Annotated in this window: 20 protein-coding genes; 16 read left to right on the top strand and 4 right to left on the bottom strand. The window is 72.7% G+C overall.

Annotated elements, in window-relative coordinates:
• Nucleotides 1-66 precede the first annotated feature (66 nt).
• The 3 genes from ACFYOY_RS11990 to ACFYOY_RS11980 form a co-directional block, all read right to left on the bottom strand.
• Nucleotides 67-1,626 carry a phosphatase PAP2 family protein gene (locus ACFYOY_RS11990; protein ID WP_351884610.1) on the bottom strand — a complete coding sequence of 520 codons (1,560 nt, stop codon included), beginning with the start codon at nt 1,624-1,626 and terminating at the stop codon, nt 67-69.
• A 192-nt stretch (nt 1,627-1,818) separates the two neighbouring features.
• A complete protein-coding gene (locus ACFYOY_RS11985; RefSeq protein ID WP_351884613.1) occupies nt 1,819-4,149 on the bottom strand; it encodes a glycoside hydrolase family 95-like protein in 2,331 nt (776 codons plus the stop codon).
• A gap of 244 nt (nt 4,150-4,393) precedes the next feature.
• Nucleotides 4,394-4,990, bottom strand: coding sequence for a TetR/AcrR family transcriptional regulator C-terminal domain-containing protein (locus ACFYOY_RS11980; RefSeq protein WP_351884616.1), 597 nt, complete (start codon nt 4,988-4,990; stop codon nt 4,394-4,396).
• Between the two features lie 115 nt (nt 4,991-5,105).
• Between ACFYOY_RS11980 and ACFYOY_RS11975 the strand changes: the two genes are divergently transcribed.
• The 13 genes from ACFYOY_RS11975 (at nt 5,106) to cobM (ending at nt 20,234) form a co-directional block, all read left to right on the top strand.
• Nucleotides 5,106-6,632 (top strand): FAD-dependent monooxygenase, encoded by a 1,527-nt coding sequence (locus ACFYOY_RS11975; protein WP_351884618.1) that lies wholly within the window; start codon nt 5,106-5,108, stop codon nt 6,630-6,632.
• Between the two features lie 181 nt (nt 6,633-6,813).
• Entirely contained in the window at nt 6,814-6,984 is a 171-nt protein-coding gene (locus ACFYOY_RS11970; RefSeq protein WP_014056925.1) for a hypothetical protein, read from the top strand.
• A gap of 280 nt (nt 6,985-7,264) precedes the next feature.
• Nucleotides 7,265-7,792 (top strand): helix-turn-helix transcriptional regulator, encoded by a 528-nt coding sequence (locus tag ACFYOY_RS11965; protein ID WP_351884622.1) that lies wholly within the window; start codon nt 7,265-7,267, stop codon nt 7,790-7,792.
• The gene (locus tag ACFYOY_RS11960) at nt 7,779-8,471 is read left to right on the top strand and encodes a hypothetical protein (protein WP_351884625.1); all 693 of its coding nucleotides are present in this window, start codon (nt 7,779-7,781) and stop codon (nt 8,469-8,471) included. Before ACFYOY_RS11965 ends, ACFYOY_RS11960 begins: the two co-directional genes overlap by 14 nt.
• Nucleotides 8,464-9,648 carry an MAB_1171c family putative transporter gene (locus tag ACFYOY_RS11955; RefSeq protein ID WP_388586352.1) on the top strand — a complete coding sequence of 395 codons (1,185 nt, stop codon included), beginning with the start codon at nt 8,464-8,466 and terminating at the stop codon, nt 9,646-9,648. Before ACFYOY_RS11960 ends, ACFYOY_RS11955 begins: the two co-directional genes overlap by 8 nt.
• 191 nt (nt 9,649-9,839) lie before the next feature.
• Nucleotides 9,840-11,069, top strand: a complete 1,230-nt coding sequence (locus ACFYOY_RS11950; RefSeq protein WP_351884631.1) for a cytochrome P450 — start codon at nt 9,840-9,842, stop codon at nt 11,067-11,069.
• A 333-nt stretch (nt 11,070-11,402) separates the two neighbouring features.
• Nucleotides 11,403-13,286, top strand: a complete 1,884-nt coding sequence (mutA, locus tag ACFYOY_RS11945; protein ID WP_388586349.1) for a methylmalonyl-CoA mutase small subunit — start codon at nt 11,403-11,405, stop codon at nt 13,284-13,286.
• On the top strand, nt 13,286-15,514 hold the full coding sequence (scpA, locus tag ACFYOY_RS11940; protein ID WP_388586347.1) for a methylmalonyl-CoA mutase: 2,229 nt from the start codon (nt 13,286-13,288) through the stop codon (nt 15,512-15,514). The genes mutA and scpA overlap by 1 nt, the downstream gene beginning before the upstream one ends.
• A gap of 4 nt (nt 15,515-15,518) precedes the next feature.
• Nucleotides 15,519-16,517, top strand: coding sequence for a methylmalonyl Co-A mutase-associated GTPase MeaB (gene meaB / locus ACFYOY_RS11935; protein ID WP_351884640.1), 999 nt, complete (start codon nt 15,519-15,521; stop codon nt 16,515-16,517).
• A complete protein-coding gene (locus ACFYOY_RS11930) occupies nt 16,510-17,268 on the top strand; it encodes a (2Fe-2S)-binding protein (protein ID WP_351884643.1) in 759 nt (252 codons plus the stop codon). Before meaB ends, ACFYOY_RS11930 begins: the two co-directional genes overlap by 8 nt.
• 37 nt (nt 17,269-17,305) lie before the next feature.
• Nucleotides 17,306-18,121: an acyltransferase gene (locus tag ACFYOY_RS11925; RefSeq protein WP_388586344.1), complete on the top strand. Its 816-nt coding sequence runs from the start codon at nt 17,306-17,308 to the stop codon at nt 18,119-18,121.
• Between the two features lie 41 nt (nt 18,122-18,162).
• A complete protein-coding gene (gene cbiE, locus ACFYOY_RS11920; protein ID WP_351884757.1) occupies nt 18,163-19,467 on the top strand; it encodes a precorrin-6y C5,15-methyltransferase (decarboxylating) subunit CbiE in 1,305 nt (434 codons plus the stop codon).
• The gene (gene cobM / locus ACFYOY_RS11915) at nt 19,464-20,234 is read left to right on the top strand and encodes a precorrin-4 C(11)-methyltransferase (protein ID WP_388586341.1); all 771 of its coding nucleotides are present in this window, start codon (nt 19,464-19,466) and stop codon (nt 20,232-20,234) included. The genes cbiE and cobM overlap by 4 nt, the downstream gene beginning before the upstream one ends.
• 546 nt (nt 20,235-20,780) lie before the next feature.
• Here cobM and ACFYOY_RS11910 read toward each other — a convergent pair.
• Nucleotides 20,781-21,929, bottom strand: coding sequence for a cobalt-precorrin-5B (C(1))-methyltransferase (locus ACFYOY_RS11910; RefSeq protein WP_388586338.1), 1,149 nt, complete (start codon nt 21,927-21,929; stop codon nt 20,781-20,783).
• Between the two features lie 53 nt (nt 21,930-21,982).
• On the opposite strand from ACFYOY_RS11910, the gene ACFYOY_RS11905 reads away from it, so the two are divergent.
• From ACFYOY_RS11905 to ACFYOY_RS11895, 3 genes are all read left to right on the top strand, one after another.
• The gene (locus ACFYOY_RS11905) at nt 21,983-22,744 is read left to right on the top strand and encodes a cobalt-precorrin-6A reductase (RefSeq protein WP_351884655.1); all 762 of its coding nucleotides are present in this window, start codon (nt 21,983-21,985) and stop codon (nt 22,742-22,744) included.
• Between the two features lie 221 nt (nt 22,745-22,965).
• Nucleotides 22,966-23,679 (top strand): Crp/Fnr family transcriptional regulator, encoded by a 714-nt coding sequence (locus ACFYOY_RS11900; RefSeq protein ID WP_351884658.1) that lies wholly within the window; start codon nt 22,966-22,968, stop codon nt 23,677-23,679.
• 193 nt (nt 23,680-23,872) lie between these two features.
• Nucleotides 23,873-24,565, top strand: coding sequence for an acyl carrier protein (locus tag ACFYOY_RS11895; protein WP_351884661.1), 693 nt, complete (start codon nt 23,873-23,875; stop codon nt 24,563-24,565).
• Nucleotides 24,566-24,568: the final 3 nt, after the last annotated feature.

The following is a 24,568-nucleotide window of genomic DNA, read 5'->3' as shown; positions in this document are numbered from 1 at the left end:
CCATGCCCTCATCCTTGACGGTGGGAGGCGCCCCCGTCGTCGTCCTTGAGCACAGATTTCCGAGTACTACTTGCGTAGTAGAGACCTCCACCAATGGGGGGCCTTCGCGGCGGCCGTACGGGCCCGTTGGAGCAGTTCGTTCTGCGGCTCGGCGGGGCGGTAGACGGTCAGCGCCCCCGGCCACTTGTCGATCAGCAGCTCCTCCGCGGGGTCGGCGGCCACCTCTCCATCGTAGGCCCGGCTGTCCACGGAGTGGAGGCCCGACAGCCGCAGTTGGCGCATGCGCCGCGTCGTGTAGACGTGGGACCGCCCGAGCGTGCCGGTGAGCGCCGAGATCAGCAGCCGGGTGCGGGCCAGCCGCTCCTCGCCGTCGATCACCCGCACATCGAGCAGCCCGTCGTCGAGCTGCTGACGGTAGGCGGGCGCGAAACCCTCGGGGGAGTAGATGCCGTTGCCGGCGAACAGCATCCACAGCCGCCGCGGCCGCCCGTTGACCTCGACCTCCATGGGGCTCGCGGCGCGCAGCACCCGGGTGAGCGCGACGGCGGCCGCGGGCCACTTGCCGAGCCGGCCCTCCATGCTCTCCCGGATCCGCACCAGCTCCGGGTAGAACCCGATGCTGAAGGTGTTGACGAACTGGCTGGTCCCGCCGCCTCCCGCGAGGGGGGTGGCGCGGCCGAGGTCCACGGCCACGGCGTCGCCCTCGGTCACGGCGTGCGCGGTGTCCTCGAAGGCCGGTACGCCGACGTCCAGCGCGAAGTGGTCGAGGGTGCCGCCGGGGAACACGGCGAGCGGCAGCCCGCGTTCGGCCGCGATCGTCGCGGCGGCGTTGACGCTGCCGTCCCCGCCGCAGATGCCCAGCGCCCCGGCCCGGTCGGCGGCGCGCCGGGCGGCCTGTTGGAGCAGGTCCATGAAGTCGTCGTCGGGCCCGCACTCCAGGATCTCCGCGGCGGGCAGCAGCACCTGCAACTGCTCGGCGACCGTGAATCCGCCGGTGGGGGTGGCCGTCCCGGCCCGCTGGTTGACCAGGACCACCAGTCCCTCGCCCTTGGGCAGGGCGGGCGCCGAGATCCGCGGCCGGGCCTGCGCCGGAGCCTCGGGGCGCGGCGGCCAGTAGCGGCAGGTCAGCGCGGCGGCGCCGGCGCCGAGGGCGATTCCGGCCAGCACATCGCTGGGGTAGTGGACGCCCACGTAGACCCGGGAGGCGGCGACGGCGGCGGCGAGCGGGGCGACCATCAGGCCGTACCGCGAGGACTCCAGGGCCACCCCGGTGGCGAAGGCGGCGGCGGAGGCCGAATGCCCGGAGGGGAAGGAGCTGGTCCACGGCTGCCGGCGCAGCCGGCGGACCAGGGGCACCGTGTCCATGACCGGACGCTTGCGTTCCACCGTCCACTTGACCACGACGTTCGACACGAGTGAGGCGGCGGCGAGCGAGCCGATCCCGCGCAGCGCGGCCCGCCGCGCGGTGCGGCCGCCCACCGTGGCGAGCACTCCGGCGGTGCCGAACCACAGCCGGCCGTGGTCGGCGGCCCGGCTGAGCCGGGGCAGCAGCGGATGGGCGCCGCGGAGCCGGCTGTCCGCGACCCGCGCGAACAGCCGGCGGTCGAAGTCACTGATGCGTCTCATGCGTGATGGGTATCCCGGATCGGCGGTCGGCAGTCGTCATCGGACGCCGATCGGGCCGATCCGGACCGCTCCACCGACGGGACCGTGCCGTCGAACCGACCGCGTCATCGGACCGGACCGACCGGCCCGGACCGCCGCATCTCCCGGCCGGGCCCGGCCGGGAGATGCGTGCCGGGAGATCCTGCCGGAGGGTCAGGACGCGGGGAGCCCCCAGCGCGGCGCCGGCTCGCCTGGCTGGACCGGGCGCACCGTCAGGTCCGGGCGGTCGCCGCGGGCGGTGATGATCGCCTCCTGGCCCCTGCGGAGCGCGATCCGGATCGTTCCCGTGCCCACGGTCTCGTACGGCAGCCGCCGCCCGCGCACGTCCCGCACCTCGATCGGCCCGTCGAGGGAATGCCGCACGACACAGGGCGCGCCCGCCTCGCTGCGCAGCCGCACCCAGCGGGTTCGGCCGTCCTCGCGGGCGGCGCTCAGCAGGAACGCGCCCTGGGTGCGGAAGTCGTGGACCACCAGCTCACGCCAGGCGGCGGGCAGCGCGGGGAAGATCCGGATCACCCCGCCCCAGCTCTGGCACACCATGTCGTGCAGCGACTGCGCGGCGGACAGCGGAGTCTCGATGACCGGGCCCGACTCCTTGTACATGGTGTTCGGCTGGATGAAGCGGCTCATCAGCTCGCCCAGGTACTTGAGCGCGTCCTCACCACGCCCCATCTGCGCGGACATCGAGGCGGCGCCGGTGAAGGTGTAGCCCTGGAGCGCGCCCTCGAAGCCGACCCAGTGGTTGAGGGAGGTCTCGATCAGCTCGCGCTTGGCGGGGTCCTCCCAGGTGACCTCGTAGAGCGGATAGACGGCGAGCATATGGGAGTAGTGGCGGTGGGACTTGGCGAACGGGACACCCGCGCCGATCATGAACCCGTTCTCGTCGACGGGGTACGGCGTGAGCTTGGCCAGCACCTCCCGCCAGCGCGGCGCGGCGGGATCCTTGACGCCGAGCAGCCGGGCCGAGTCCAGGAGGGTGGCGCAGCCCCAGCGCAGCAGCATCAGGTCGTAGTTGCAGTCGGGCGCGTTGACGCCGTACTCGGGCGAGAAGGTGGCGGGCAGATGCAGCTTGCCGTCGCTGCCGGGGGTGAGGAAGTGGAGGTAGTAGGCGATGGCCTTGCGCAGCAGCGGGTAGACCACCTCGCGCAGCACCGCCTCGTCCATGGTGTGGCGGTAGGTCAGCCAGACGTTGTGCAGCGCCCAGGTGAGGTTGCCGACCTCGGGGGTGGGTGGGTCCTGGCCGGGGATGCCGACCGCGTAGCCGCCGTTCGCCGCGTCGCCGCCGTTGACCAGGTGGATGTCGGTGGTGCGGGGAATGCCCGCCGAGTCCTTGCGGTACGGGGTGTCGAGCTGGTTGGAGAGGTTGTCGCGGAATTCGCCGAGCGCCCGGGTCACCGCGTCGAGTTCGAGGTGGTTGGAGCCGTGGATCAGCCAGTACTCGAGCTGCACATTGAGGTTCCACCAGGTCGCGGGCCACGGGGTGGACTCCAGCCAGGGGCCCGAGGTGGCCATCACGGGGGCGTCGGCGCGTGCGGCCGCGGCCACCTTGTACAGCTGGATCCAGTAGAAGCGCTGCAGCCGGGCGTCGGGGAGGGAGAGGAAGCTCTTCCGGTAGTACGCGTGCCACCAGGCGCGATGGCTGGGCGCGAGGACGTCGTAGGAGAGCGCCGAGGCCAACCGGATGTCCTTGAGCGCACGGTCGCGCGCGGTGCGCCGGGGGTGGGAGTGGGCAACGGTGACATACAGCGTCCGCCGCCCCGCGTGGGTCCGCTCCCGCCAGGCCGTCACATGCTGTCCGCCGGCGAGCAGCGGCTGCACGGCGGCCCGGATGCCGTGGTGGTCCTCGACGACGGCCGGGGGGTTGCCGGTGTAGCCGTCGGGGACCGGTTTGAAGTCGACCCGCGGGCTGATGGCTTCGGCGGGGTGGAACACCCAGCGGAACGCGGCCTCACCGGCGCTCGGGGTCACCTCGATGGCCAGCAGGGAACGGGAGTTGTGGACCAGGGCACGCAGACGGAGGGTGCCCTGGTCGGTGGTGATGGTCCCGGTCAGCTCGGCGTCGCGCAGCCGCAGCCGCCAGTCGATGGTGGTGATGGCCCCGACCGGCTCCAGGGTGAAGTACCCGATGGGCAGCCGGGCGAGCCCGAAGAGGGAGCCGAACTCCGGCCGGTGGTCCTGGACCTCGCTGTGCTGCACATTGAAGCGCACCGCGTTCGCGTCGCCCGGCTCGGCGTAGATGCCCGAGCCGAGCAGGGCGTTCCCGAGGAAGGGGCCCTCGTACCAGGTCTGCGGCAGCTTCTGCCACACCATGTCGGCGTCGGCGAGGACCGTGGCCCAGGGGTCCCCCGCGGGGTGGGCGGCCGTGGCCGCGGCGGGGGCCTGCGGCTCGGCGGCGTACGCGGTGGCCGGGCCGGCGAGTCCGGCGGCGGCACCGGCGGCCACGGCGGTGCCGACGACTGTCCTTCGGGTGAGTGCGGATGACATGACACTCCAGGGGATGTGAACCGGGTGCGGGCGATCTTCTGCGGGGGCGGCAGCGGGCGGTCACGTACATGCCTGAGGTTCCACGATCTGAACCCCCGCGGGCATGATGCAGCCCGCGTGGCAGAACCGGAACCCCTTGTGCGCCATAAACATCGGATGGACGGCGGGCAGTCATGGGGAAAATGGCGCCCGCATGGCGGCAGACGCGGTAAGACCTCGGACCTCCCGGGCCTGAGAGGGCGGGTTACGCGCTTGCTTCCCGCCCCTTGACGATCAGCCCGACGCCGTGCTGGAAGCGGTGCTCGAAGTCGCCGAAGTGTCCGGCGACCGCGGCGAGGGCGGGGAAGCGCTCGGCGGTGGCCGCCCGCAGCAGCGGCTCCATGCCGCCGATGCCCTGGGCGGCCTGTTCCTCCTGGGTCAGGCCGAGTGTGAAGTAGACCAGCGACCAGGTTCGCCAGCCGGCTTCGGCGGGGCTGTGGCCGCCGCTGAGGAACGCGCCGGTCAGGGCGTCCGCGAAGCGCAGCGTGTGCTCCTCGGCGACATATGTCCCGGCCACGACCCGTGCGCCGTCGCGGCGGGAGAGCAGCGCGGCGCGATAGCGGTGGGCCAGGGTGCACGCCCGGTCGTCCCAGGAGTCCGGGAGCGGCGCGTCGGCGCATCCCTCGAGCATCGTGTCGGCCATCAGCTCCAGCAGCCGGGGCTTGCTGGAGGCGTGCCAGTAGACGGTGTTGAGCTGCACGCCCAGCCGCTCGGCCACCTTGCGCATCGTGAGCTTGTCCAGCCCCGCCTCGTCGAGCAGTTCCAGCGCCGCCGTCACCACGGCCGTGCGGTCCAGGCCCATGCCGCCGATCTCCTTCGCTTGCGTCTTGATCCAGGATCAAGTCTACTGGGGGCAGATTGTTGATCCTGGATCAAGAGAGGGATCAAGGGATGGATCGCGCGACAAGGGAGATGGTGTGGTGAACGACGTCGTCGTGGTGGGGGCCGGACCCGTGGGGCTGCTGCTCGCCGCCGAACTGCGGCTGGTGGGTGTGGGCGTCACCGTGATCGAGCGCGCCGCCGCCCGCAGCCCGCACTCCAAGGCGCTGACCCTGCATCCGCGCTCCCTGGAGGTGCTGGCGATGCGCGGTCTGGCCGGGCCGTTCGTCCGCGAGGGCGTTCCAATGCCCACCGGGCACTACGGCGGGCTGCCGGTCCGGCTGGACTTCTCCGTGCTGGACACCCGCTTCCCGTACACGCTGGTTCTGCCGCAACTCCGCACCGAGCAGCTGCTGGAGGAGCGGCTGCGGGAGCTGGGCGGGGAGATCCGCTGGGAGCACCGGGCGCTGGAGGTGCGCCAGGACGCGGACGCCGCCGAGGTGGATGTGGCGGGCCCCGACGGGACGTACACCTTGCGCGCGGCCTGGGTGGTGGGCTGCGACGGGGCCGGAAGCACCGTACGGATCTCCGCCGGTATCGACTTCCCCGGCACCCGCGCCACCACAACCGGCTTCCTCGGCGATGTGGTGCTCGACGCGCCGCCCTCGGCCCCCTCGGTCGACAATGAGCACGGGGGCTTCCTGGTCGTCCCGCTGGCCGACGGACACCACCGCATCGCGGGCTCCACCGGGGAGTCCCTCACCGTCCCCGCCGATCAGCCGCTCACCTTCGACGAGCTGCGCGGATATGTGCGCCAGGTCGCGGGCACGGACTTCGGGATGCGGGCGCCCCGCTGGCTGTCCCGGTTCGGCAACGCCTCCCGCCAGGCCGCCCGCTACCGTGACGGCCGCATCCTGCTCGCCGGGGACGCGGCGCATATGCATATGCCCATGGGGGGCCAGGGCCTGAACGTGGGGCTCCAGGACGCCTTCAACCTCGGGTGGAAGCTGGCCGCGGTGTGCCAGGGCCGCGCCCCCGAGGGGCTGCTGGACACCTACCACGCCGAGCGCCACCCCGTGGGGGCCGCGCTGCTGGAGAACACCCAGGCCCAGACCGTGCTCGGCGCCACGCACACCGCCGACGTGCGCGCCCTGCGCTCGGTGTTCGGCCGGCTCCTGGCCGCTCACCCGGCGGTCAACCGGCAGTTCGCCGGGGAGCTCTCCGCGCTGGACGTGGCCTACGGCCCGGCCGGGGGGAAGCCGGGGGAGGCCGGGCAGGCGGGGGAGCCGGGAGAGGCCGGGGGCGGCCACTCACTGGCCGGTACCCGCGCCCCCGACCTCGGGCTGGACGGGGCGCCCGAGCCCAGCCTGTATCCGCTGCTGGCCGATGGGCGCTTCGTACTGCTCCACCTCGGCCCGGGCGGCGATGCGGGGAGTGGGGCGGCCGACGGCCCGGGCGCCGCCGACGCCCGCGCCGCCGCCGAGGCGATCACCGGGAGTCCGGACCGGATACGGACCGTGGCCGCGCGCCCGACCACCGCCCATGACGGCTGGGCGGGCCGGAACGCGGTGCTGGTGCGCCCGGACGGCCATGTGGCCTGGGATGCGGCGCTGTCCAGCACGTGAGACGCGTTCGGTGGGTCTCGTACGTACCAGCTCACCACGGACGGCTCCGCGCGGCCACCGGGCGCGGAAGGGGGTCTCGGCGACGGCTCGTTGTCCAGTCCCTGAGAATCGACGCGCGGACCGTTCAGACGCTGGTTAATCTGACGACAGATCCGGTTCAGCCGACACGAGGGAGTGTGCGGTGACCCCCGAACAAACACAGAGCGACGATGCGCGCGCCGATAACAGCGGGCGGTTCGTGCAGGCCACGGAGGTGGGCAGTCTGGAAGTATGGGCGCGTTCCGCACCGATCCGACTCGCCGGTTACGAGGACGACCTCGCCGAGCCGCACATTCTCCAGAGCGTGGACTGAGCGCCCGGCGCATGCGCTGAGAGCGAGGGAGGACACCGGCCCCTCGGCCGCGGACGCTGGCAGCAAGCGGACATCGCGGCCGTCGGCCGACCTCCTCCCTCGCCTGATCGATCACCCTCTTGGCCCAGCTACCAACTGGTAGTTAAGTCGGCCGCCCCCACGATTCGGCACCGGACTGGTGTGCTGTGCGATGGACATGGCAGGATGCGTCGCGCGGCATCGTCCGCCTTAACCAACCGTGAGGGTGTTCGAGCCCGGGAGCAGCCGTGAGGGGGCGCAGATGGCAGCGGGTGCCGACAGGTCACCGGACGCCGCCGACAGCCCGCTGGCGGACCGGCTCAACTACCTGTTCACCACCATGCACCCGCCGGGCGCGCCGTACACCAACGCCCACGTCGCCGAGGAGATCAGCGGCGGCGAGGAGTACGGCGGGGTGAGCGTGACCGAGCAGTATCTGTCGATGCTGCGCAACGGCAAGCGCACCAATCCCAGCCCGGATGTGCTGCGGGCGCTCGCCAAGTTCTTCGCCGTGCCCGTCGGCTATCTGCTGGGCGACCTCTCGCCTTCGCAGGCCGAGCGGGTCGAGGAGGAGGTACGGTTCCTCGTCGCGATGCGCGACAAGCGGGTCCGCAGCATCGCGCTGCGCTCCGTGGGCCTCCCACCGGAGGTCCAGGACAGTCTCACCACGATCATCTCCCAGTTCCGGCAGCAGATGAACCTTCCGCCCGAGCCTCCCGGCCCGAACGGGGCCGCGGGAACGGACGGTTCGGGCGGTCCGGACGGCGAGGCGACGAATGGCCGCCGATGACCCGGAACTGTTCTCCTCCTGGCGGCAGACCGGATACGAGGGTGGTACAGGCATGCGAGTGGGCCGGATACGGCGGCAGTGCAAGCAGCTCATCAAGGAGCTCGGGCTGCCCGCCTCGACCGACCTGCCCGGTCTGTGCGATCTCGTCGCCCGCCGCGTCGGACGCCCCGTCCACCTGGTGCCGATGAGCCTGGGCGGTGTGGTCTCGGGCATGACCGCCTCCACCGACGAGGACTACTGGATCTTCTACGAGCTCAGGACGTCCCCCTGGCACCAGATCCATATCGTGCTGCATGAAATCGGCCATCTCCTGCTCGGACACGAGCAGGACCCGGCGGTCACCGAGGACGCGCTGCGGATGTGGACGCCGTCCGTCGATGTGACCACCGCGATGCGCCGGCTGGGGATGACCCCGGACTTCGCCCGCCACCACTGCTACGACAACCTCACCGAGCGCGAGACCGAGGTGCTGGGCACGCTGCTGATGGAGCATGTGGTGCCGACCTCGCCGGACCATGGACTGCCGCTCCAGGGCCGGGCGGCCGAACTCGCCGCGGCGCTCGGCCCGGCGCTGCGCCACGTCCGCAGCGACCGCGCGGACCGCGCCGATGGGGGCGACCGCACCGGCGGCGCCGACGGTGGCGTACGCGGTGAACCGGGCGGTGACACCGGTGTTTGACCTCGTGTATCTCTGCTTCGGCGCCGCCGCCTGGGCGATGGCCGGATACAAGGCCCGGGCCTGGTTCCGCGACCGTGCCAACGCCGATCTCGGCCTGGCCTGTGTGATGACGGCGGCCGTGGCGAATGTGTTCCTGCTCTCCGCGCCCAGCGTCTACCGCTGGTTCGACGGCCTGGTGGGCGTCGCCAATCTCGCCATGGTCTTCCTCTACTCCTCCGTCGTGGTGTTCGCCACCGGCGCCCTGGTGCTGCTGCTGCGCTGGACGGGGTCGGCGGTGCGGCCCGTCGTGGTGTTCGCCGCCGTGGCCGTGGCATGGACCGTGGCCATCATCGGCTTCGCGGTCGGCCGCCCGGACGCGGTCGAGCACCCCCGCGACTTCAGCACCGCCTACGCGGACGCCCCGGGAGTGGTCCTCTTCCTGGTGCTGTATCTGGCCATTTTCGGAGCCGGTCTGGCGGGGCTCGGCATCCTCTGCCCGCGCTATGCCGCCAGCCTGCGCGGCTCATGGCTGGCCCGGGGGCTGCGGGTGCTGGCCGCCGGATGCTGGCTGGGACTGGCGTACTGCGCCTGCAAGCTGATCGGTTTCGTCTTCTCCTGGGCGGGCCGTGAGCTGTACTGGCTCTCCAACGGGGTCGCCCCGCTGACCGCTTCGGTCGCGGCGCTCCTGGTGCTGGCCGGTTTCGCCATCCCCGCCGTGGGGCCGCGGGCGTCCGCGTGGCGCCGCTTCCGGAGGCTGCGGCCGCTGTGGCGGGAGGTCACCGAGCAGGCCCCCGAGGTGTCCATGGGCCACTCCCGCTGGACCGCCTGGTGGCCGTTCGCGGACCTCGAGTGGCGGGCCAACCGTCAGATGGCGGAGATCCGCGACGTCCAGCGCGGCGTACGGCGCCATGTGGAGGCCAGCGTCCTGGAGATCGCGCATGTCAAGGCCGGCGCGGCGCGACTCGACGATTGGCAACTTGCTGCCGTAGTGGAAGCAGCGGCGCTCAGACGCGGTTTGCTGAATCAAGCAGCGGGACATGTGCCGGAGTCCGCGGCGGACAGCGTGGTGATGACGACAGGGGCCGAACTGGTGGAGGAACACGAGCATCTGGCCCGTGTCGCCGACGTCTATCACCTGCCGCTCGTGGACGAGGTGCTCGCGGAACTGAGGGAGGGGGCCGCCGCCCAGCGGCGGTGAACGGGGGGATCACAGACGAGGTGGCCCTGGACGGGGGTCGGGGCCGCCCGTGGCACAGGCGGCGCCGGGGGGATTCAGCCCCGGCGCCGCCTCCCGGCCACCACCACGCGCATCCGTGCGCATCGCCCGGACGGGCGGAAACGCCCCACCCGTTCAGGCCCGGAGGACGCCACCGCCTAGAGTCGGGATCCATGCAGAACACCGCGCACGCCGCCGGAACGGACGGCCCGGAGCTCGTTGACACCGCCCCGATGATCGAGGACCTCTACCCGGCCCTGGCCACGCTCCGCGAGGCCGGCCCGGTCCATCGGATCGCCGGCACCGACGGACGACCCGCCTGGCTGGTGACCCGTTACGAGGATGTGCGGCGGCTGCTCGCCGATCCGCGCCTGGCCCTGGACAAGCGCCACGCCGCCCCGGGCAACTACAGCGGCTTCTCCCTGCCGCCCGCCCTCGACGCCAATCTGCTCAACATGGACCCGCCGGACCACACCCGGGTGCGCCGGCTGGTGGTCAAGGCGTTCACCCCCGGCCGCGTGGAGCGGATGCGCGAACCGGTCAGGCGGATCGCCGACGAACTGCTCGACGCCATCGCGTCCGACGGCCACGCGGACCTGCTCGCCGCCTACGCCGGACAGCTGCCCATCATCGTCATCTGCGATCTGCTCGGTGTCCCGCAGCGCGACCGGCGCGACTTCCGGGCCTGGAGCGACGCCCTGATCACCCCCGATCCGGCGCGGCCGCAGGCGGCGAAGGAAGCGGTCGGCGGCATGCTCCGCTTCTACACCGGGCTGATCGAGAAGAAGCGCGCCGAGCCCGGGGACGATCTGCTCTCGGATCTGATCCGGGTCCGCGACGACGAGGCCGGGGACGGCGACGGCAGGCTCACCGAGGACGAACTGACCTCGCTCGCCTTCCTCATCCTCCTCGCGGGCTACGAGAACACCGTCCACCTCATCGCCAACTCGGTGCTCACCTTGCTCGACCACCCCACGGTCCTCCGGACGCTGCGCGCGGATCCGAGCGGTCTCGCGGCCGCCTTCGACGAACTGGCGCGGTACGAGGGCCCGGCGTCGCTGGGGATCCGCCGCTTCCCGCTCGAGGAGATCGAGATCGGCGGTGTGACCATTCCCGCGGGGGAGACCGTGCTGCTCTCGGTGGCCTCGGCACACCGTGACCCGGCCCAGTTCAAGGATCCGGACGACTTCAATCCACATCTTGGCCGGTCCGGTCACCTTGCGCTCGGCCACGGCATCCACTACTGCCTCGGCGCGCCCCTGGCCCGGATGGAGCTGGAAATCGCTCTGGACGCGCTGCTTCGGCGTTTTCCTGGGCTGCGGCTGGACGTCCCGCGGGAGGAGCTCCGGTGGCGGCCGTCGATCCGCGCGCGTGGCCTGATCTCGCTGCCCGTCGCATGGTGAACCGGGGAAGCGAACACGCTTTTGATGCATAACCCCCCGCTGATGCGGTAAAAAGGTCTTCGAGCCCGCCCGGTGTGCATCCCCCGTCGCACCGGGCGGGCCTCTCTGTGCCCGAGGCGGTCCCATCTCCAAGCAGCCGGTCTGTATCCGGGGCCGTCGTCGACCATGGGCGCCCGTTCCGCACCCCGCGCCGGGCCCATACGCCTCACCCACCCCGGCCGTGGGCGGTCGCCACTACGGAAATCCCTAGAGCACACCCCTGAGATCACTAGAGAGTAAGCTCACAGGCTTAACCACTGCTCCGGCTTTAGTGGACCCCACTAGCCTCCTCCTATGACGGTCCTGCCCGACGGGCTTCCCCTAGCCGACGATTTCCCTGAAGTGACGCGAGAACAGTGGCGCCACCTCGTCGAAGGCGTGCTGCGCAAAACCGGCACATCGGACGCCGTGGGCGCCGAGGCCGAAGAGGCCCTCGCGACCGCGCTCGAGGACGGCATCACCGTCCACCCCCTCTACACCGCCGAAGACGCGCCCCAGGACGCCGGATTCCCCGGTTTCGCACCCTTCGTACGCGGCGGCCGGGCCGAGGGCTCCGCCGTATCCGGCTGGGACGTACGCCAGCGACACGCCCACCCCGATCCGGCGCGCACCAACCAGGCGATCCTCGCCGACCTGGAGAACGGCGCCGGTTCGATCTGGCTCGCGGCCGGCGCGGCCGGAGTGCCCGTGGACGCCCTGCCCGAGGCGCTCAAGGGGGTCTACCTCGACCTCGCCCCCGTCGCCCTCGACGCGGGCGCCGACTTCGAGGACGCCGCCCGCGCCCTGCTGCGGCTCTACGCCGGCCGCGAGGTGCCGCCGGGCGCCGCGCTCGGCAACCTCGGCGCGGACCCGCTGGGGCTCGCCGCCCGTACCGGAGGCGACGACGGCCTGGCCGGGCAGCTGGCCGCCGCGGCCGACCTCGCGGGGATCTGCCACCGCGACCACCCCGGGGTGACCGCCTTCGCCGTGGACGCCCTGCCGTACCATGAGGCGGGCGCCGGGGCGGCCCAGGAGCTCGGCTGCTCCCTCGCCGCCGCGGTGGCGTATCTGCGCACCCTCACCGAGGCCGGGCTGAGCGTCGAAGCCGCCTGCGCCCAGCTGGAGTTCCGCTACGCGGCCACCGCCGACCAGTTCCTCACCATCGCCAAGCTCCGGGCCGCCCGCCGCCTGTGGGCGCGTGTGGCGCAGGCGTGCGGCGCGCCCTCCCAGGCGCGTGCCCAGCGTCAGCACGCGGTGACCTCCCCGGTGATGATGACCCGGCGCGACCCCTGGGTGAACATGCTGCGCACCACCGTGGCCACCCTCGCCGCGGGCGTCGGCGGCGCGGACGCGGTCACCGTGCTGCCCTTCGACAGCGCGATCGGCCTCCCCGACGACTTCGCCCGCCGCATCGCCCGCAACACCTCCACGATCCTGCTGGAGGAGTCGCATCTGGCCCGGGTGATCGACCCGGCCGGTGGCTCCTGGTACGTCGAGAAGCTCACCGACGACGTCGCCCGCGCCGCCTGGGCCTGGTTCCAGGAGATCGAGCGCGCCGGCGGAATGGCCGCGGCCCTCGCCTCCGGGCTGGTCCGCGACCGGCTCGCCGAGACCTGGGCGCGCCGCGGCCGCGACCTCGCCCGCCGCAAGGAGCCGATCACCGGCGTCAGCGAGTTCCCGAACCTCGCCGAGCGGCCCGTCGAGCGCGAGCCCGTCCCGGAGCCGCCCAGTGGCGGACTGCCGAGGGTGCGCCGCGACGAGGCGTACGAGGCGCTGCGCACCCGCGTCGACGCCCACCTGGCGGCCGAGGGCAGCCGGCCCAGGATCTTCCTGGCCGCGCTGGGCCCCGCCGCCGCGCACACCGCCCGCGCCTCCTTCGCCGCCAACCTCTTCCAGGCGGGCGGGATCGAGGCGGTCCACGAACCCGCCACCGTGACCACGGAGACGGTCGCCGAGGCGTTCGCCGCCAGCGGCGCCCGCGTGGCCTGCCTGTGCTCCAGCGACAAGCTGTACGCACAGGAGGCGGCCGCCGTGGCCGAGCGGCTGAAGGCGGCCGGGGCGACCCGGGTCTACCTGGCCGGACGGCCGGGCACACAACAGGATGAGTACGAGCGGGCCGGAGTGGACGGATACGTCTTCGCGGGCTGCGACGCGGTCGAGGTGCTCTCCTCGGCTCTGAACACCATGGGGGTGGCGTGATGGCCGGCGCTCCGGTGGAGCCGGGGAAGATCCCGGACTTCTCGGCGGTCGATCTGGACGGACCGGCCGAAGGCCCGGTGCCCAGCTCCGGCGACTGGGCCGCCGCGCTGCAGAACAGCGTGGGCAAGGGCGTGGAGGACCTGGTGTGGGACACCCCCGAGGGCATCGGGGTCAAACCGCTCTACACCGCCGAGGACCTCCAAGGCGTCGACTTCCTGGGCACCTACCCCGGCGCCGCGCCCTATCTGCGCGGCCCGTACCCGACGATGTACGTCAACCAGCCCTGGACCATCCGGCAGTACGCGGGCTTCTCCACCGCCGAGGAGTCCAACGCCTTCTACCGCCGCAACCTCGCGGCCGGCCAGAAGGGCCTGTCGGTCGCCTTCGACCTGCCCACCCACCGTGGCTACGACAGCGACCACCCCCGGGTCACCGGTGACGTCGGCATGGCGGGCGTGGCCATCGACTCCATCTACGACATGCGGCAGCTCTTCGACGGCATCCCGCTGGACCGGATGAGCGTGTCGATGACGATGAACGGCGCGGTGCTGCCCGTGCTCGCGCTCTACATCGTGGCCGCCGAGGAACAGGGCGTACCGCCCGAGAAGCTGGCCGGGACCATTCAGAACGACATCCTCAAGGAGTTCATGGTCCGCAACACCTACATCTATCCGCCGCAGCCGTCGATGCGGATCATCTCCGACATCTTCTCCTTCACCTCGCAGCGGATGCCGCGCTACAACTCCATCTCCATCTCCGGCTACCACATCCAGGAGGCCGGAGCCACGGCCGATCTGGAGCTGGCGTACACCCTGGCCGACGGTGTGGAGTATCTGCGGGCCGGCCGGGACGCCGGGATGGACGTGGACGCCTTCGCGCCCCGGCTGTCGTTCTTCTGGGCCATCGGCATGAACTTCTTCATGGAGGTCGCCAAGCTGCGGGCGGCGCGGCTGCTGTGGGCCAAGCTGGTCAAGCAGTTCGACCCGAAGAACCCCAAGTCGCTGTCGCTGCGCACCCATTCGCAGACCTCCGGCTGGTCGCTGACCGCCCAGGACGTCTACAACAACGTGGCGCGCACCTGCGTGGAGGCCATGGCCGCCACCCAGGGCCACACCCAGTCGCTGCACACCAACGCGCTGGACGAGGCGCTCGCGCTGCCCACTGACTTCTCCGCCCGGATCGCCCGCAACACCCAGATCCTGCTCCAGCAGGAGTCGGGCACCACCCGGGTCATCGACCCGTGGGGCGGCAGCGCGTACGTCGAGAAGCTGACGTACGACCTGGCGCGGCGGGCCTGGCAGCACATCGAGGAGGTCGAGGCGGCCGGCGGCATGGCCAAGGCCATCGACGCGGGCATCCCCAAGCTGCGCGTAGAGGAGGCCGCCGCCCGCACCCAGGCGCGGATCGACTCCGGCCGCCAGCCGGTGATCGGCGTCAACAAGTACCGCATCGACAGCGATGAGCAGCTCGAGGTCCTCAAGGTCGACAACTCCGCGGTGCGCACCCAGCAGATCGAGAAGCTGCGGCGGCTGCGCGCCGAGCGCGACGAGGCCGTCTGCCAGGACGCGCTGCGCGCCCTGACCGCGGCCGCCGAGTCCGGTCCTGGCGCGGGCCTGGAGGGCAATCTGCTGGCGCTCGCGGTGGACGCCGCCCGCGCCAAGGCCACCGTGGGCGAGATCTCCGACGCGCTGGAGAAGGTCTATGGCCGCCACTCCGGCCAGATCCGTACGATCTCCGGTGTGTACCGAGACGAGGCCGGACCGTCGTCCGGCGTGGACCGCACCCGCGCGCTGGTCGAGGCGTTCGAGCGCGAGGAGGGCCGCCGCCCCCGCATCCTGGTCGCCAAGATGGGCCAGGACGGGCATGACCGCGGCCAGAAGGTGATCGCCACCGCCTTCGCCGACCTGGGCTTCGACGTCGACGTCGGCCCGCTGTTCCAGACCCCGGAGGAGGTCGCGCGGCAGGCGGTGGAGGCCGATGTGCACATCGTCGGCGTGTCGTCGCTCGCGGCCGGCCACCTCACGCTGGTGCCCGCGCTGCGCGAGCAACTGGCCGAGGCGGGGCGCGAGGACATCACCATCGTGGTCGGCGGGGTCATCCCGCCGCACGACGTCCAGACCCTGCACGAGGCCGGTGCCGCCGCCGTCTTCCTGCCGGGCACGGTCATCCCGGACGCCGCCCACGACCTGGTGCAGAAGCTGGCCGTCGACCTCGGCCACGAGCTGTAAGGCCATGCCGCGGACGATCGACATCGAGGAGTACGCCAAGGGTGTGCTCGACGGCAATCGCGCGTACATCGCCCGTGCGATCACGCTCGTCGAGTCCACCCGGCCCGACCACCACGACCTCGCCCAGCGACTGCTGGTCGAGCTGCTGCCGCACACCGGCGGGGCGCGGCGGATCGGCATCAGCGGAGTGCCCGGGGTGGGCAAGTCCACCTTCATCGACGCCCTGGGCACGATGCTCACCGGGACCGGCCACAAGGTCGCGGTGCTCGCCGTCGACCCCTCCTCCACCCGCACCGGCGGCTCCATCCTGGGTGACAAGACCCGGATGGAGCGGCTGGCGGTCGACCCCGACGCCTTCGTACGGCCCTCGCCCAGCGCCGGGACGCTGGGCGGGGTCGCCCGCGCCACCCGCGAGTCCATGGTCGTCATGGAGGCCGCGGGCTATGACGTGGTGCTGGTGGAGACCGTGGGCGTGGGCCAGTCCGAGACCGCGGTGGCCAATATGGTCGACTCCTTCCTGCTGCTCTCCCTGGCCCGCACCGGCGATCAGCTGCAGGGCATCAAGAAGGGCGTCCTGGAGCTGGCCGACGTGGTCACCATCAACAAGGCCGACGGCCCCCACGCGCGGGACGCCAAGTCAGCGGCCCGTGAACTGGCGGGCGCGCTGAGGCTGCTGCAGCCGCCAAACGCGCCCTGGAACCCGCCGGTGCTCACCTGCAGCGCCCGCGAGTCCACCGGGCTCGACGTGGTGTGGGAGCGCCTGGAGCAGCACCGCCGGGTGCTGGAGGCCACGGGCGCGCTGCAGGCCAAGCGGCGCGACCAGCAGGTCGACTGGACCTGGTCGATGGTGCGCGACCAGTTGCTCGCGCGGCTGCACGCCCACCCCGAGGTGCGGCGGCTCGGGCCCGAGCTGGAACAGCGGGTCCGCGAGGGCACGCTGACGGCCACGCTGGCGGCGGACCGGCTGCTGGAGGCGTTCCGGGCCCCGGCCGACGGTGAATGAGGCGCCGCTGCCGGAAGCGGCGCGGGTCGGGCCGTTCTTCGCCCTGCGCACCGGGAGCGGTGACCCCCGCGAGGAGGGGTACGTACGGATCGGCGAGGCGTACCGGCTGACCGGCGAGGGGGCCGCCGGGCCGGTGCTGCGCGCCCGGGTCGAGGCGGTCGCCGCGAGCCTGCGCACCGATGAGCCGAGGGTCGCGGCCTCGCTCGCCTTCCAGGGCCTCGCCGCCCGGGTGTGGTCGCTCGCGCTCGGCCCGGCGGCCCTGACCGGCCGGGTGCCCCACCTCCGGCCGGACCGGCTGTGGTGGAACCCCGGGCGAGTCGCCCCCGACGACCTGTGGTGGCCCGGCGTGCCGCCGGCGATGGGCGAACCGGGAGGACTCGCCGGTCAGGTGGGCACCGCGGCGTTCGTCCATCTGATGCCGCTGCACCGCGCCATCGGACGGGCCTACCGGGTCTCGGAGCGGCTGCTGTGGGGCAACGCCGCCTCGGCGCTGGCCGGTTCGCTGCGCGTGCTGCACGACTGGTGCCGGGCGCACGGCCTCGCCGAGGCGGCGGACCGGGCCACCGAGCTGGCGCGTGCCCAGCTCGTCCACCCGCCGCTGCGCGACGCCGGCACCCTGAGCACCGCGCCGCTCGGCTACCGGCGCCGCACCTGCTGTCTCTACTACCGCGTGCCCGGCGGCGGGTTGTGCGGCGACTGCGTCCTGCGCGAGGCCCCGGGGCGCGGGAGCGCACAGGGGACGCCGGGGTGACGCTGACGGTCTCCCGATAGGCCGATACGGTGGGCGAATGCCGAAGAACGAGAACCTGTTCTCATCCTGGCGGGGCTGGCGCGGGCGCGTCACCTCCCGTCTGGTCCACCGTGGATGGCGCGCCGTGCAGCGGGCCGGCGCGGTGACGGCCGGGCGCCCCGGCCCGTACCGGTTCGGCCGCATCGGCGTCGGCACCCGGCTGGCCTTTCCCCAGGGCACCCTCTTCGGCGAACCGTGGATCGAGCTCGGTGAGCACTGCGTCATCGGCGAGCAGGTGACCCTCACCGCCGGCATGATGCCCGGTGTGGACCTCGGCCCCGATCCGGTTCTGCGCATCGGCAACGGTGTGGTGCTGGGCCGGGGCAGCCATGTGATCGCGTCGGTGCCCGTGGAGTTCGGCGACGATGTCTTCTGTGGCCCGTACGTCTATGTGACCAGCGACAACCACTCCTACGACGATCCGGAGCAGCCCATCGGCCGCCAGTGGCCGCGCTCCGCGCCCGTCCATATCGGCCCCGGCAGCTGGCTGGGCGCGGGCGCGGTGATCCTGCCCGGGGCGAGGCTGGGCCGCAATGTCGTGGTCGCGGCGGGCGCGGTCGTACGGGGCGAGGTGCCCGACCACGCCGTGGTGGCCGGGGCGCCGGCCCGGATCATACGGCGGTGGGCCCCGGAGGAGGGCTGGCAGCCGCCGCTGCGCACCCCGGCGCCGGTGCCGATCCCCGAGGACATGACCGTTGAGCAACTGCTGGCGCTGGCGGAGCTGGAGCGCGAGCAGGAGCAGGCGGGGGAGCGGGGGCTGGAGGAGGCGCGGGAGGGGGGCCTGGGGCGGGAGCCGGGGGCCGGGGCGTCGTAGCAGGTCAGTAGAGTTTCGTGGACCGTTCCCCGACCCGTGAGGTGACCATCGTGAGCCCGCCGCCGCCCCCCGTGACCGTCATCGGCATCGGCGCCGACGGCTGGGACGGGCTCGGTCCCGCGGCCCGCGAGGCGTTGCGCACGGCCGAGGTGGTCATCGGCGGACGGCGCCATCTGGGCCTGCTGCCGCCGGAGTGCCACGGTGAGCGGGTGCCCTGGCCATCCCCGCTGCGCCCCGCCGTCCCCGGGCTGTTCGCCGGGCACACCGGGCGGCGGGTCTGTGTGCTGGCCAGCGGTGACCCCATGTTCTTCGGCATCGGCCGCACCCTGGCCGAGCTGCTGGGCCCCGAGCGGCTGCGGGTGCTGCCCCATCCCTCGTCCGTCTCCCTGGCGTGTGCGCGGCTGGGCTGGGCGCTGGAGGAGACCGAGGTGATCAGCCTCGTCGGCCGTCCCCTGGCCACGCTGAACCGTGAGCTGTACGCCGGACGGCGGCTGCTCGTGCTGAGCGCGGGCGCCGAAACCCCCGCCGAGGTGGCCTCGTTGCTCGGGGACCGCGGCTTCGGCTCGAGCCGGATGCGAGTGCTGGAGCAGTTGGGGAGCGCGCGGGAACGCTGTGCGGAGGGCACCGCCGAAAAGTGGCCCCATCAGCCCGGCGACCCCCTCAACGTCATCGCCGTCGACTGCGCCCCGGCGGACGGCGCCCGGCCGCTGTCGCTCGCGCCGGGGCTGCCCGACACGGCGTACGACCACGACGGACAGCTGACCAAGCGCCATGTGCGGGCAGCCACCCTCGCCGCGCTCGCGCCCGCCCCCGGGGAGCTGCTGTGGGACGTCGGCGGCGGCTCCGGCTCCATCGCCGTGGAGTGGATGCGCGCCCACCGCACCTGCCGGGCGGTCTCGGTCGAACGCGACCCGGTGCGCGCCGAGCGCATCGGCCGCAACGCCGCCGCGCTCGGTGTGCCCGGGCTGACCGTCGTCACCGGCGCCGCCCCGGACGCCCTGGCCGGACTGCCCACCCCCGACGCGGTGTTCATCGGCGGCGGCCTGACCGCCCCCGGGGTGCTGGAGGCGTGCTGGGCGGCCCTGCCGCCGGGCGGCCGGATCGTCGCCAACACCGTGACCCTGGAATCCGAGGCGCTGCTCGCCGACCGATACCGCCGCCACGGCGGCGACCTCGTCCGCCTCGCCGTCTCCCACGCCACCCCGGTCGGGGCGTTCACCGGCTGGCGGCAGGCGATGCCGGTCACCCAGTGGTCCGCCACCAAACCGCTCGACTCCCGAGGCCCCGGCGGGTACGCCGCCGATCCCGCGGGATCCGTCGAAGCCGCTCAAGGAGAGACACGATGACGGTGTACTTCATCGGCGCGGGCCCCGGTGCCGCCGATCTGATCACGGTGCGCGGCGCCCGGACCCTGGCCCGCTGCCAGGTGTGTCTGTACGCGGGCAGCCTGGTGCCGCGTGAACTGCTCGCCGAATGTCCGCCGGACGCCCGCCTTGTCGACACCGCCCGGCTCGACCTCGACCAGATCACCGCCGAGTTCGTCGCCGCTCATGAGGCGGGCCATGACGTGGCCCGCCTCCACTCCGGCGACCCGTCGGTCTTCAGCGCCGTCGCCGAGCAGATGCGCCGCCTGGACGCCGTCGGCGTTCCGTACGACGTCGTTCCGGGCGTTCCCGCCTTCGCCGCCGCGGCGGCCGCGCTGAAGCGCGAGCTGACGGTCCCGACCGTAGGCCAGACCGTCATCCTCACTCGCATCGCCCAGCAGGCCACCCCCATGCCGGAAGGGGAGGACCTCGCCACCCTCGGCCGCAGCGGCGCTCTCCTCGTGCTGCATCTCGCCGCCCGCTATGTGGATCGTGTCGTCGCCGAACTCCTCCCGCACTACGGCGCCGACTGCCCGGCGGCCGTGGTCGCCATGGCCAGCCGCCCCGACGAACTGGTGCTGCGCGGCACGCTGGACGACATCGCCACCCAGGTGAAGGCGGCAGGCGTGGTCCGGACGGCGGTCATCCTGGTCGGCCGCACCCTCGCCGCGCGGCAGTTCCGCGACAGCCACCTCTACTCCTCGGACCGCGAACGCCCCCACGAGCCCTGCCACCTGCCCGGCACCTGACCCCGGCCCGGCATGGCCGGGACCACTACCACCCGCCGCCTGATGGTGCCGGGGCATCGGCCCCGGTGGTGCGGCCCCGATGGGGTCCGGGACGCCGGGGCTCCGGCAGCGTGCGGCGCGTGCCCGAGCGGTGCCCCGCGCGGCGTCGTACGGGGCGTCGTACGGGGCGGCGGCGGGGCGGCGGCGGGGCCGCGCGACGGGTGCGGTGACGACCCGCACCCCCGTCCGGTGCGCCGCGCGCCGCGGGTGAGGGGCGGCCGTACCGCGCCCGGCAGATGTGTCGTCACATCGGCCGAAGGCGGCGGCGCCAGCGCGCGTGGCCTGCAGGGCGAGGTGTCCGCGGCGTGTCGGAGGGCTGGCTCCGTGCGTGGTGACGGCGGGCGCGGTGACGATACGTTCCCCGCCCCGTGCGCCGCGTCCCGCGGGGGTCGTATCCCACGTGTGTCGCCGTGCCTGCCGACGTGTCGCCCCGAAGGGGCGGCACGGGCCCGGGTGCCGTATCGCGCCGGGGCGCCCTGCCGCATCGCGCCGGGCGCGGTGAAAGGGTCAGCGCTCCCGGGGGCCGCGGGGTTCGGCGCGGCCCACGATCGTGCCCGCGCGGTCGATGCAGATCACGTCCACCGCCACCGGTGCCCCACGCAGCACTCCGAGCGCCGTGTCGCGGGCCGCCGCGGCGACCAGGTCGCCCAGTGGTACGCCGCGGGCGGAGCACAACTGCACCGTCTCCAGGCCGGTGTTGGCCGTCGCAACCGCCTCCGCCAGTTCCTCGTCCGCCCCGCCCCGGCGGGCCAGGTCCGCGAGGAACCCCTTGTCCACCTGGGAGCGTGCGGAGTGCAGATCCAGATGCCCGGCGGCCAGTTTGGAGAGCTTGGCGAAGCCTCCGGCGATCGTCAGCCGGTCCACCGGGTGGCGGCGCAGATACTTCAGCACCGCCCCCGCGAAGTCGCCCATGTCCAGCAGCGCGTCCTGCGGCAGCCCGTGCACGGCCACCGCCACCTTCTCGGACGTCGAGCCCGTACACCCCGCCACATGGCGGCGCCCCGCCGCGCGTGCGACATCCACCCCGCGCCGGATGCTGTCGATCCACGCCGAGCAGGAGTAGGGCACCACGATGCCCGTCGTGCCGAGAATGGACAGACCGCCGAGGATGCCCAGGCGCGGATTCCAGGTCGAGCGGGCGATCTCCTCGCCGTGGTCCACCGAGATCTCGATCTCGACGTCGCCGGTGCCGCCGTGCCGGGCCGCGACCGCGGCGATGTGGTCGCGCATCATCTGGCGCGGCACGGGATTGATGGCCGGTTCGCCCACCGGCAGCGGCAGCCCGGGCCGGGTGACCGTGCCGACGCCCGGACCGGCCCGGAAGACCACTCCGCTGCCCGGCGGCAGGGCCCGTACCGTGGCCCTGACCAGCGCGCCGTGGGTCACATCCGGGTCGTCGCCCGCGTCCTTGACGACCGCGGCCATGGCGTGGTCCGCCGCCAGCTCCTCGGCTGCGAGCGCGAACGCGGGCCGCTGCCCCTTGGGCAGTTCGATGGTCACCGGATCGGGGAAATCCGCGCCCAGCAGCGCGGTGTACGCGGCCGTCGTCGCGGCGGTGGCACAGGCCCCGGTGGTCCAGCCGTGCCGCAGCCCCGACCGCTCCAGCTGGGCGCCCCGCCCCCCGGTCGCCTTGGCCTCCGTCTCCGCCTCAGTCATGGGCCGGCCGCCGCGCATACGATGACGGGCGCACGGACGACGAAAGGCACCCGATGAACAGCGCTCCGGCGCAGCGCCATGTGCTCATCCTCGGCGGCACCACCGAGGCGCGCAGCCTCGCCGGGGAGCTGGCCGACGACCCCGCCCTGCGCGTCACCAGCTCCCTCGCGGGCCGGGTCGCCGCGCCGCGGCTGCCCGTGGGGCAGGTGCGGATCGGCGGGTTCGGGGGAGCCGAGGGCATGGCCCGCTGGCTCCGCGAGCACCAGGTGGACGCGCTCATCGACGCCACCCATCCTTTCGCCGACACGATCAGTTCCCACGCGGCCCGGGCGGCCGCCGACGTCCATGTTCCCCTGCTCGCCCTGCGCCGCCCCGGCTGGGTACCCGGCCCGGGCGACCGCTGGCATTCGGCCGGCTCACTGGCCGACGCGGCGCGGCTGGCCCCGGCCCTGGGGGAGCGGATCTTCCTCACCACGGGACGGATGGGCCTGGCCGCCTTCGCCCACCTCACCGAGCCATGGTTCCTGGTCCGCTCGGTCGACGCCCCCGAGCCGCCGGTCCCGCCCCGGATGGAGGTGATCCTCGACCGCGGCCCGTTCACCCTGGACGGCGAGGCCGAGCTGCTGCGCCGCCACCGCATCCAGGTGCTGGTCACCAAGGACAGCGGCGCCCACGCCACCGCCCCCAAACTCGCCGCGGCCCGCGCCGGAGGCATCCCGGTCGTCGTCATCCGCCGCCCGCCCGCCCCTCAGGGCGTCCCGGTGGCCGAGACCCCGGCAGTGGCAGTCGCCTGGCTGCGGACGACTCTGACCTGACGCCGAGATTTCCGGCGCGTTATGGGTCGGCCTGCTGCGTATTAGCCGATTCCGTACCAGGGCGCTCACGTTTTGCGTGCGCGCCCTAGCGTGCACCGGGCGCACCAGCCCATTTGGCGCACACTCTGCCCCCCTGCCTGCGCAGCTGCTCTTCTTGGACCGAATGCCTCGTGAGGATCACAGAGAGCGGGGTACGGATGAGGAGAAGGAGAGCCGTGTCCGTGACGCAGTCCGACGCAGCGGGGCAGGAAGTGTGGCCAACCCGCAGTTTCCTCGGTGGCCTGCCCGAGTCCGTGAAGACCGGGTTGCTGGGGCTCGGCACACGGTGCCGATATCTACGCGAGGAGATCCTGATACGCGAGGGTGACCGCTCCAACCATGTAGTGCTCCTGCGCTCTGGTTTCGTCAAGGTCACCTCCCGTCTCGACAACGGTCATGAGGCGCTGCTCGCCATCAGAGTCGGCGGAGACATCGTCGGTGAGATGGCCGCCATGGATGACGCGCCCAGGTCGGCCACCGTGACTGCCTGCGGCGAGATCGCCGCCAGTATCGTCCGCGAGTCCGACCTGCGGCGTTTTTTGAACAGTCATCCCGAGGCAGCGATGGCGCTGGCCGGGATCGTCGCTCAGCGGCTGCGCTGGGCGAACCGCCGACGGGTCGAGTTCGGCGGCTATCCGGTCAAGGTGAGGCTCGCCCGAGTGCTCGCCGAGCTGGCGGCGTCGTACGGGCTGCGAGTGCCGCGCGGACTGGTCATCGGGGTCGACCTGACCCAGCCGGAGCTGGCGGCGCTCACCGGCTCCGCGGAGGTCACCATCCACAAGGCACTCGCCGACCTGCGCAAGGACGGCCTCATCACCACCGGCTACCGCCGTACCACCGTGCTCGACCTGGATCGACTGCGGGACATCGCCCGACTCGATACGACGGGTCGGTAACACCCGCCACGCTAGCGGAAAACCGTATTTCTACGACTCACTCGGTGTTTCACGTGTCCCGCCGCAGAGTTGACGACCGAACCGACTCGACGACGGCAGGCAGGTGACCGAGTTCATGACCACACAAGCGCGCGGGTCCTCAGAACCGCGATCGACGGATACCACCGCACGTCAGCTGTGTATGGCGGCCGATGTGGAGAGTTACAGCCGCCGCACCACCCCGGGCCAAGCCGCCGTCCAAGCCGACCTGGCCCGGGTGCTGGAAGAGGCCGCCGTCCTCAGCGGCCTGAACCGGACGGCTTGGTCCCGCCAGCCGCAGGGCGACCAGGAGCTTGCCGTGCTGCCGCTGGACACCTCGGAGCCGGTGGTGCTCGGCGATTTCGTCCGGCACCTCACCAGACTGCTCGGTGAGCGCAACGCCAACCGCGCCGAGCGCGACCGGCTCCGGCTCCGCCTCGCCGTCGACTTCGGCGTGGCGCCCACCGCCGCCCTGGGCTACTCCGGGCCGACCGCGATCGCGGTGGCCCGCTACCTCAACGCGCCCCAGCTGAAGCGGGTACTGGGGGCCATCGACACGACCAACCTAGCGGTGATCGTCTCCGACCGTCTCTACCAGGACATCGTCAGGTCCTGTGACCAGGGCCTGGACCCGGAGCAGTACGTCAGGGCGCACATCGAGGAGAAGGAGTTCCACGGCTACGGCTGGATCTGCGTACCAGAACACAGCCCGGACCAGTTCCGGCCTGTGATCGCCGAAGCCGAGCGGAAGCCGGATCCGGCCCCGGCACCCGCACCCACCAATGTGGTGAACCAGACCCAGGGCGGTGTCTTCCACTTCGGCAGCGGTGACGCGGCCGAGACCATGCACAAGAAGTACTACCGGTGATGG

The organism is Streptomyces sp. NPDC007875, assembly GCF_042868035.1.
GTDB lineage: Bacteria > Actinomycetota > Actinomycetes > Streptomycetales > Streptomycetaceae > Streptomyces > Streptomyces antimycoticus.
Note: the sequence above shows the minus strand (reverse complement) of the source record. Positions and strands in the feature narration are given on the sequence as shown.

Bases quoted from the DNA above. Each gene is read 5' to 3' on its own strand.
- ACFYOY_RS11905 (WP_351884655.1), top strand. From the start codon at position 21,983: ATGAACAGCGCTCCGGCGCAGCGCCATGTGCTCATCCTCGGCGGCACC.
- ACFYOY_RS11950 (WP_351884631.1), top strand. From the start codon at position 9,840: ATGCAGAACACCGCGCACGCCGCCGGAACGGACGGCCCGGAGCTCGTT.
- ACFYOY_RS11985 (WP_351884613.1), bottom strand. From the start codon at position 4,149: ATGTCATCCGCACTCACCCGAAGGACAGTCGTCGGCACCGCCGTGGCC.
- cobM (WP_388586341.1), top strand. From the start codon at position 19,464: ATGACGGTGTACTTCATCGGCGCGGGCCCCGGTGCCGCCGATCTGATC.
- ACFYOY_RS11965 (WP_351884622.1), top strand. From the start codon at position 7,265: ATGGCAGCGGGTGCCGACAGGTCACCGGACGCCGCCGACAGCCCGCTG.
- ACFYOY_RS11990 (WP_351884610.1), bottom strand. From the start codon at position 1,626: ATGAGACGCATCAGTGACTTCGACCGCCGGCTGTTCGCGCGGGTCGCG.
- mutA (WP_388586349.1), top strand. From the start codon at position 11,403: ATGACGGTCCTGCCCGACGGGCTTCCCCTAGCCGACGATTTCCCTGAA.
- ACFYOY_RS11910 (WP_388586338.1), bottom strand. From the start codon at position 21,929: ATGACTGAGGCGGAGACGGAGGCCAAGGCGACCGGGGGGCGGGGCGCC.
- ACFYOY_RS11960 (WP_351884625.1), top strand. From the start codon at position 7,779: ATGGCCGCCGATGACCCGGAACTGTTCTCCTCCTGGCGGCAGACCGGA.
- ACFYOY_RS11980 (WP_351884616.1), bottom strand. From the start codon at position 4,990: ATGGGCCTGGACCGCACGGCCGTGGTGACGGCGGCGCTGGAACTGCTC.
- ACFYOY_RS11925 (WP_388586344.1), top strand. From the start codon at position 17,306: ATGCCGAAGAACGAGAACCTGTTCTCATCCTGGCGGGGCTGGCGCGGG.
- meaB (WP_351884640.1), top strand. From the start codon at position 15,519: ATGCCGCGGACGATCGACATCGAGGAGTACGCCAAGGGTGTGCTCGAC.
- scpA (WP_388586347.1), top strand. From the start codon at position 13,286: ATGGCCGGCGCTCCGGTGGAGCCGGGGAAGATCCCGGACTTCTCGGCG.